The sequence below is a fragment of the Planococcus sp. CAU13 genome (assembly GCF_000775575.1).
In the GTDB taxonomy this organism is placed as follows: domain Bacteria; phylum Bacillota; class Bacilli; order Bacillales_A; family Planococcaceae; genus Planococcus.
The window spans coordinates 1-8,121 of the sequence record NZ_JRGN01000225.1; the positions used below are offsets into that span (position 1 = coordinate 1).

The following is an 8,121-nucleotide window of genomic DNA, read 5'->3' on the forward strand; positions in this document are numbered from 1 at the left end:
TTATTTCTGCGTTCAGCCATTTCCGCCCTGCTTTCCCTTCCTTCACTTCTCACTCTTCACTTTCGCTAGCATATACAGCTCCAGCACGTCCTGCTTTTCGAGTTCCACTGCAATCCCCATCAACTTCTCCAGATAATCCGCTTTCGTCATCGGCGCCGTCACTGGCGGCTCTTCCCACGACACATCGTCCTCCGACGCGACGCCATTCATAATGTCATCCCATTCCTGGTCGCTGTAGTGGACAATCTCTTCTTTCGGCACAGTCAGCAGTACATCCACCGGCACATCCAGCACACTGCTCAGCGCCACAATCCATTTTGCAGACGGCACCGAATCGCCGTTTTCCCAACTTTTGATGCGGCTGGCCGACGTTCCCAGCTTTTTCCCCAGCGACAGCATCGACAGCCCGTCATGCTCCCGCAGAAACCTTAAAATCTGCCCAAAATTCTTTGCATTGAATTCCATTTCCCATCACTCCGATTTTATTTATAAATAAAACATATCATAGTTTAACTTATAAATAAAACCTTTTCCAAAAGTAATCTGATTATTTCACCTCCGACTCCATTTTTAACGATATAATAGAAGGAACAGGAAAAAAGGAGGCGGCAATATGCAAAGCAAAATGGATCCGCAAGTGGACGCGTTCATCGATGGCCTGGGCGAACCTGTACAGGATATCGTGAAACGCCTGAGAACCGTTGTGTTCGAGGCTTATCCCGAAATCGAAGAAGGGATAAAATGGTCGAAACCGAGCTATTCGAAAGAAGGGCTCGTATGCTATATGCAGACGGCGAAGAATCATGTCAATTTCGGTTTTTACCGCGGTACTGAAATTGACGACCGTGACAATCTGCTCGAAGGCGACGGCAAGAAGATGCGCCACGTCCGAATCCGCAAAGTGGATGAAATCAACGAAGAGAAACTGAAATTCCTTGTGTGGAATGCGGTGGATCTGAACAGGAAATGAGGTGAACCCATGAAAGGGCTGAAAGGATTATACATATGCCTGATTTTGATCATGTTCATCAACCTGATCAATTTCACATGGCTTGGGGATGATTACGCCGGCATCACTATGTTTGCGAACGTCATTCTTTTCTTAATCGCGACTTTGTTCTTCATCAATGCCAGCCACCGGTTAAAAAAAGCTGAACAGTAAAAACGGATGGACACCAGCAGAGAAATGCTTCGGCATTCTTCTGCTGGTTTTTCTTTGTAAAAGTCAGTTACAATCTCTTTTCAATAATTATTTATTGATATTCGATAAAATTTATGTTATCTTTGGATTTAAGAACAAGTTAAAGAGGTGCTGAAATGAAACGGGAAACAATCTTTTTAAAAATCGTCATCGTCCTGATGGCGTTGCCGGTCCTGGCGATCTGCATATTTGTCGTGCCATCGCTCAGCGCTTTTGTCGGTGAATTGCTGCCGGGGTGGCCATTCTTGCAATACCTCTTCATGATTGCACTTTACGCCACCGCGGTCGCCTACTTTATTGCGCTGTATCAGTCCCTGAAATTGCTGAGTTACATCGACAAAGGCACCGCTTTTTCGGAGCTGTCGGTAAAAGCGCTGAAAAACATCAAGTATTGCGCGCTTACCATTACAGGACTTTACATTCTATGCCTGCCGGTTATTCTGTATACGGCGGAAATCGATGATGCGCCTGGCCTTGGCGGACTCGGCATGGTCATCACATTCGGTGCCTTTGTCATCTCTGTTTTTGCGGCAGTGCTGCAGAAGCTGCTGGAAAATGCGATTGAAATAAAATCTGAGAATGATTTAACTGTCTGAGGTGACGAAAATGGCGATTATTATCAATATTGATGTGATGCTGGCAAAACGGAAAATGAGCGTGACGGAACTGACGGAAAAAGTCGGCATTACGATGGCAAACCTGTCCATCCTGAAAAACGGAAAAGCGAAAGCGATTCGTTTCTCGACGCTCGAGGCCATCTGCAAAGCCCTCGACTGCCAGCCCGGCGATATTCTGGAATACCGGGATGACGAGGAAACAGCAGCCAAATAAAAGCAAAAGAGCCTGGAGAAATCTCCCAGGCCCTTTTTTTATCTTCGATTTTATTTCTCCGCAATCGCTTCGAACGTAATGCTCTGGTGCGGATTTTCCGGATAGCGGCCGTATTCGTAATCTGCTGAAATGACAATGTCGCGGAAACCGTGGTTCTCGAGGATTGTGCGGAATTCCTCGACGCCGTACCAGCGCATAGCGAAACGCTCCAGTTCCGTGTCCAAAAGCTTTCCTCTATTCCATCTTTCATAGCGGTTATGCGACACACTGAATTGATTGATGTGATCGATTTCTTTCGTTGTCGTCTCAAGCGTGATGATGTCGCCGCCTTCTACTTCCCAAGACCGCAGCGTCGAGTTGCCGACTTCGTTATCCGTCGGCAAATACAGATCCACGAGGAATTTGCCGCCGTTCTTCAGGTGCGCATGGAATTTTTTCAGTGCGCGTAGCGATGCTTCCCGTTCGTGCAGCAAGAGGAATGTGCCGGCCGGTATGACGATGGCGTCATATTCCAAATCCAGCGAGAAAGTTTCCATTCCCGCTTCGAACAGTGTGGGGTTCAATCCCCGTTCTTTACAATTCGTCCTGCACATTTCCAGCATTTCCGGTGAACTGTCGAAGCCGTCCACGCTGAGTCCGTTCTCAAGCAAAGGCACGAGCATTCGCCCTGTCCCGGTCGCGGGTTCCAAAATGCGCCCGTTTATGCCGGCGAGCCGGTCCAGATAGAATTCCACATCGCCGAAGGACGTCCCAATCGGCTTGTCAACACCATATACTTCAGTAGACAGCTTGCTGTAATATCCCAACATCGGATGCCCCTCCTCTGCTATTTTTTTCATTCCCACAGTATACCCAATTTGTCAGAAAATTAAACTTTTTGGTCTGTTTCTTCTTTTTCCATTTACTACTGGTATTTTTAAAAAATAATAAAGTATTTCCAGTTTCCCAAAGATTAACACCTCAAATAGGATAAAATAGATGCAGCAGTTAAAACTTATAAGGAGGTGATGAACTAATGGAATTCGACCTTGGAAATGGCGTTACACTCATGCTCCCATCCATACCTTTTATTATTATAGCAGCGGTCGTTATTTACTTATTAAAAAGATGGGGCAAAGAAATGGAAACTCGCCGGTTAACCTTGTTTTTTTATTTCCTGATCAGCGCCTGGATAATTCCTTTGTACACCCGTACGTCATCTGAAGGAACTTTTGAATTGATGTTTCCGGTTGGGTTTATCGTAATCTGCTTTTACCTGTACGGCAGCGAAAGATACCACCGGGCTAAATTGAAGGCAAGCCTTCTGGGATTTGCCGTCGCCGTGTATCAATTGGTCATGCACTACCTTTTTTAGTTTTCAACAGGTGCCCAACCTTCAATTGGTATCTTTTTTGCCTTTATTTTTGTGTTTGTTCCAATCATAGGGAATGTCGGTCCATTCCTTCACAGCAATAACGGTCAGAGCAACAACCGCGAAGATGCTAATTTGTATCCAGTCGATTTTATCGCCCGTTTGAATTAGCTTGAACATAAAACCGATAAAAAGAATGGCAGCGCCAAGTAATACTTTTTTATACATACTGCACCTCTTATTCATTATAAAATGACCATCAAATCCTTCGAAGATCTGATGGTCATTTCTTTGTCGAATATTAAAAAATCCACATCGCCACGATGGCTGCGAGCAGATTCGGCAGTGCGAACAGGAAGCCGTTTCTCATTCTTCCCGAGCGTCTTGCGCTTTCCTTGCGGCGTTCGGAGCTCGTCATGCGTTCCATGCCGCCCGAACCTTTCAAAACACCCGAAAACAGCAGCGCCCACAGGACTCCGATGATGCCGAGTGCCCCGGCGATATAAAATGCCAGGTTCCAGTCTTCAAGAAAATAGCCGAGCAACAGGCTGAGTGCAGCTGTGACAATTCCAATCCCTAAAAATTTCATGTATGTTTCCTCCATGCTGTAAGTATTAGTGTTTCCATTATTTATGATAAACGACAATGCGCAGGAAAGGAAACTATAATTTTCGATACCGTTTGAGCGCCACAATATTCAGTGCGATGAACAAGAGCGCAAACCCAGCCAGCACCAGCAGGTCAGCCCAGACATCCCCCAGCCCTTCCCCTCTGTACATCACCGATTTAAGCGCATCTGCCCCGTAGTAGAGCGGCATGATGCGTCCGATGTTTTGCAGCCAGGCAGCCATCCCTTCAATCGGGAAGATGCCGGAGAAAAAGATCTGCGGAACGATGACCAGCGGGATGAACTGCACCATCTGAAACTCGGAACCCGCAAACGTGGACAATAAAATCCCGAGCGACAGCGCAACAAGCGCAAGCAGCAGATTGATGACAATCACATGCCAGATCGAACCTTCCATCACCATATCCAGGACATAAATGGAAAAGAACACGACAATCGTTGTCTGGATCACCGCAAAAATGCCGAATCCCGTCAAATATGCCGCAACAATCTCCCAGCGTTTGACCGGCGTCGCGAGCACCCGCTCCAGTGTTCCGGAAACCCGTTCCTTCAATAAACCGATGCCGGAAATCAGGAAGACGAAAAAGAAGACGAAAAAGCCGACCAGGATCGGGCCGATCACATCAAACAGTTCCGTTTCTTCATTGCCATAAAGATAATTGGTTTCAAGAACAATTCCGTCCGTGTTGGAAGATGATGTGCCGTCGCTTTGCGACAGCGCCTGTGCTGTCTGCGCCAGCAACCCTCTTGCCTGAGTAGGATCGCTGTTTTCAAGCGTCAATTCCGCACCTTCACCGGTGACTTCGAGCAATCCGTCCAGCTTATTTGCGGCAATCGTTTCGTCACCGGCCGTTTCCAGCGGCACTACCTCAATGCCGCGGCTTTCCAGCACATCCGCCAGTCCTTCGCTGCCGTCCACAAGACCGAGGCGCAGATCACTGTCATTACCATCAAAAATCAGATACATCAGTGTCAGTACGAGAAGTGGCGCCAAAAACAGCAGCGCCAGGGTCCGTTTATCGCGGAACATCTGCAGCATGATGCGTTTCACGAGCGCAGAAATTCTCATTCCGCCTCCCTCCCCGCCGCGAGAAAGACGCCTTCAAGATCTGACGCCCCAAATTTCATTTTCAGTTCATCCGGAGATCCTGTAGCCAAAATACCGCCATCACGCACAAGCGCAATGACTTCGCATTTCGCCGCTTCGTCCATGACATGCGTCGTCAGAACAATCGTCTTGCCCTGCGCCATCAGATCGAGCAGTTCATGCCAAACCGATTGACGCAGTTCGGGGTCGATGCCGACCGTCGGCTCATCCAGAATCAGCAGTTTCGGATCATGGACCAGCGCAATCGCCAGCGACAGCCGCCGCTTCATACCGCCTGAATAGGCCGAAACTTTTTTGCTGAGCGCATCCTGCAGCTGTACAAGATCCGCTGTATAATCGATCCGCTCTTTCAAGGCCGCTTTCTTCAAACCGAACAGCGACGCAAAAAACATCAGATTCTCCCTGCCGGTCAGTTCCGGGTACAGTGCATCCGACTGCGCCATATAGCCGATATCCTGCAGCAATTTCAAATTCGGCACCTGCTCTCCCATGACCGTCACAGTACCCGAATCCGGAGAATCGATACCGACGATCATCTTCACCAGCGTCGTCTTGCCGGAACCGGACGGGCCGATAAAGCCATAGATTTTCCCTTCTTCAACAGCCAAATTGATGCCGTCCAGTACTTGCTGTGTGCCATATTTCTTGCTCAAGCCTTCGATCCGGATCGCGTGATTCATAGCAGCACCCCCGCTTTTTACTCCTTCCACTCCGTCGCAAGCACTCCGTAAACGATATGATCGACAAAATGGTCATACAGCCATTCCACCTGGCGAAGCGTCCCTTCTTCCATATACCCAAGACGCTCCGGAATGCTGCGGCTCTTCCGGTTGCCCGTCGCCACGCGGATTTCCGTGCGATTCATGCCGAAATGGCCAAACGAAATCTCCGTCAGCGCTTTTGCCACCCGCGTCATGATGCCGTATCCTTGATATTCCTGCCCAAGCCAATAGCCGATTTTCGCGGTTTTATTGACCCAGCCCAGCTCATTGAACCCGGCCATGCCAACGATTCCCCCTTTATAGACGATCACCGTATTCATTGTTTTATTGTCCGCAAAATTCCTGCGGCTCATGCGAATAAAATCCCGTGAATCCTCCACCGTTGTCGTGTAATCCAGCCAGGGCAGCCATTCTTTTAAATAATCACGTGACGCATCAGTCAATTCGAATATCCGTTCCGCATCTTTCACTTCCGGCAGCTTTAATGACAACTCTTCATCTATCTTATACGTAAACATCCCAATCCCCTCCATTATTGTAAACAGCGTAGCATAATCCGGCAGTTGTGAGAATATGGAATGTTATGCATCTATGGAATCCACAGATTTTCTCGCTGTCAGTAATTATGGTACTTTAATAAATACATTGAGCTTTACAGAAGTTGTTCCGTTATTTCAATGTCTGCATATTTCCTGAATATCTTTTCTGAGGAGGGTTGGACATGCCGCAAAATGTCTTAGTGATAGGCGCCGGCATCGGCGGATTGACCGCTGCTGCACTGCTGGCAAAAAACGGGGACCATGTTACAATTCTTGAAGCATCCGCGGAACTGGGCGGCTCCGCCGGGAAATTCAAACGCCATGAATTCCTGTTTCCTGCCGGCGCGACGCTCGGCATGGGCCTGGAGGGCGGCGGCATCCATGAGCGGGTTTTTCGTTTCCTCGGAAAGCCCCTGCAGCTTGAACCGCTCGAAACTGTTATGGAAATGATTCATCCCGATCATTCGTTTGTTTTTCTGAAAGATCGTAAACAGCATGTGGAAAACATCATCAGCCATTTCCCCGCTTACGAGTCGAAGATCCTTGCCTTTTACCGGGAAATCTACGCTACTGCATCGATTGTCCGCACGTTGATGGACCCGCTTCCTGCACTGCCACCGACGACAGCCAAGGAATGGGCAGCACTCGCTGGCGCCATACGGCCGCTCCACGTGAAACTGTTGCCGCATTTCAATAAGACGCTCGGCGACTGTCTGGAGCGCCACGGCCTCGGCCAGCTCACAGCGTTCCGCCATATGCTGGACGGGCTTCTGATCGACAGCATGCAGACCGGCTCCGATGATGTATCTTATTTACTGGCTGCCGTGGCACTCGACATCTATCATGAAGGCGCGTATTATGTGCCCGGCGGCTTATATCGCTTTGCCGAGCTTATGGGCGAAAGCTTGACGGAAAATGGCGGGGTGCTGAAAAAACGCCGCAGGGTCACCCAATTGGCGCAAAACGAAAAAGGCTGGATTGCAACCGATCACCGCGGCAATAAATACGAAGCCGATGAAGTCATCGTCAATGCGCCGATTCATCTGCTGCCAGGCATGCTGCCACCTGAACTTGTAAGCCAATTGAAAAAGCCCTTGCTCGAGGGGGCAAGGAGCGAAACGTGGACAACCCTGACTTTGTATATTGCGGTCGATTCCAGCAAATTGTCTCACCCGCTGCCGCCTTTCCGGCAAATTTCAACAGGAGAGGGAATGGCTGAAGGCGCCCACTTTTTCATGTCCGCCTCGCTTCCGGGCGACACTTTGCGTGCGCCTGATGGCTATCAGACCGTGACTGTATCCACGCATTCCAAAGCCGGACATTGGGATACACAAGAAAAATACGAAGCAGCCAGAGAAATGTTAAGTGAGCGGATGCTCCTGGCAATCGAACAGCAAATTCCCGGTTTCCGCGAGTCGATCGTCCATCTTGAAACAGGCGCGCCAAAAGCATGGGAGCGTTACACAGGCAGACCGAACGGCTTTGTCGGCGGATTCCCTCAGACTTTGGATTCAGCACTGTTCAATTCCATCTCCCATCGTTCGGGCATACCCGGCCTTTATGTCTGCGGAGATCACATCTTCCCGGGCGGCGGCACAATCGGTGCCGCTGCGAGCGGCATCCATGCGGCCCGGTCCATTGCCTCGAAGCGATTGATCTAAAGTTTTTTGGGATGCGGCTTTATGAATAGTGAGGTAAAAGTTCACAAACGTAAGACAGGAGAGCGAAACCGTAAGATAAG

General features: G+C 49.1%; 13 protein-coding genes. 6 read left to right on the top strand and 7 right to left on the bottom strand.

Translation table 11 applies throughout. The features are described from left to right. Positions 1 to 42 precede the first annotated feature (42 nt). Positions 43 to 465 (bottom strand): helix-turn-helix domain-containing protein, encoded by a 423-nt coding sequence (locus tag KW93_RS16970; RefSeq protein ID WP_052131565.1) that lies wholly within the window; start codon positions 463 to 465, stop codon positions 43 to 45. A gap of 148 nt (positions 466 to 613) precedes the next feature. Here KW93_RS16970 and KW93_RS10575 point away from each other — a divergent pair, with 148 nt between their 5' ends. The 4 genes from KW93_RS10575 (at position 614) to KW93_RS10590 (ending at position 2,032) form a co-directional block, all read left to right on the top strand. Then, complete coding sequence (locus tag KW93_RS10575; RefSeq protein ID WP_033542981.1) at positions 614 to 970, top strand: DUF1801 domain-containing protein; 357 nt, start codon at positions 614 to 616, stop codon at positions 968 to 970. 9 nt (positions 971 to 979) lie between these two features. Next, positions 980 to 1,162 carry a hypothetical protein gene (locus KW93_RS10580; protein ID WP_033542982.1) on the top strand — a complete coding sequence of 61 codons (183 nt, stop codon included), beginning with the start codon at positions 980 to 982 and terminating at the stop codon, positions 1,160 to 1,162. 155 nt (positions 1,163 to 1,317) lie between these two features. After that, positions 1,318 to 1,797 (top strand): DUF2975 domain-containing protein, encoded by a 480-nt coding sequence (locus KW93_RS10585; protein WP_033542983.1) that lies wholly within the window; start codon positions 1,318 to 1,320, stop codon positions 1,795 to 1,797. Positions 1,798 to 1,807: 10 nt separating this feature from the next. Continuing rightward, a complete protein-coding gene (locus KW93_RS10590) occupies positions 1,808 to 2,032 on the top strand; it encodes a helix-turn-helix domain-containing protein (protein WP_033542984.1) in 225 nt (74 codons plus the stop codon). A 50-nt stretch (positions 2,033 to 2,082) separates the two neighbouring features. On the opposite strand, the gene KW93_RS10595 is transcribed toward KW93_RS10590, so the two are convergent. Beyond that, complete coding sequence (locus KW93_RS10595; RefSeq protein WP_033542985.1) at positions 2,083 to 2,841, bottom strand: class I SAM-dependent methyltransferase; 759 nt, start codon at positions 2,839 to 2,841, stop codon at positions 2,083 to 2,085. 206 nt (positions 2,842 to 3,047) lie between these two features. On the opposite strand from KW93_RS10595, the gene KW93_RS10600 reads away from it, so the two are divergent. Further along, entirely contained in the window at positions 3,048 to 3,386 is a 339-nt protein-coding gene (locus KW93_RS10600) for a hypothetical protein (RefSeq protein WP_033542986.1), read from the top strand. Positions 3,387 to 3,407: 21 nt separating this feature from the next. On the opposite strand, the gene KW93_RS10605 is transcribed toward KW93_RS10600, so the two are convergent. The 5 genes from KW93_RS10605 to KW93_RS10625 form a co-directional block, all read right to left on the bottom strand. Continuing rightward, on the bottom strand, positions 3,408 to 3,611 hold the full coding sequence (locus KW93_RS10605; protein WP_033542987.1) for a hypothetical protein: 204 nt from the start codon (positions 3,609 to 3,611) through the stop codon (positions 3,408 to 3,410). Between the two features lie 73 nt (positions 3,612 to 3,684). Beyond that, the gene (locus KW93_RS10610; RefSeq protein ID WP_033542988.1) at positions 3,685 to 3,972 is read right to left on the bottom strand and encodes a DUF5316 family protein; all 288 of its coding nucleotides are present in this window, start codon (positions 3,970 to 3,972) and stop codon (positions 3,685 to 3,687) included. A gap of 73 nt (positions 3,973 to 4,045) precedes the next feature. After that, the gene (locus KW93_RS10615; RefSeq protein WP_033542989.1) at positions 4,046 to 5,080 is read right to left on the bottom strand and encodes an ABC transporter permease; all 1,035 of its coding nucleotides are present in this window, start codon (positions 5,078 to 5,080) and stop codon (positions 4,046 to 4,048) included. Further along, complete coding sequence (locus KW93_RS10620; RefSeq protein WP_033542990.1) at positions 5,077 to 5,799, bottom strand: ABC transporter ATP-binding protein; 723 nt, start codon at positions 5,797 to 5,799, stop codon at positions 5,077 to 5,079. Before KW93_RS10620 ends, KW93_RS10615 begins: the two co-directional genes overlap by 4 nt. 17 nt (positions 5,800 to 5,816) lie before the next feature. Further along, positions 5,817 to 6,359, bottom strand: coding sequence for a GNAT family N-acetyltransferase (locus tag KW93_RS10625; protein WP_033542991.1), 543 nt, complete (start codon positions 6,357 to 6,359; stop codon positions 5,817 to 5,819). Between the two features lie 203 nt (positions 6,360 to 6,562). Between KW93_RS10625 and KW93_RS10630 the strand changes: the two genes are divergently transcribed. Next, entirely contained in the window at positions 6,563 to 8,041 is a 1,479-nt protein-coding gene (locus tag KW93_RS10630; protein WP_033542992.1) for a phytoene desaturase family protein, read from the top strand. Positions 8,042 to 8,121: the final 80 nt, after the last annotated feature.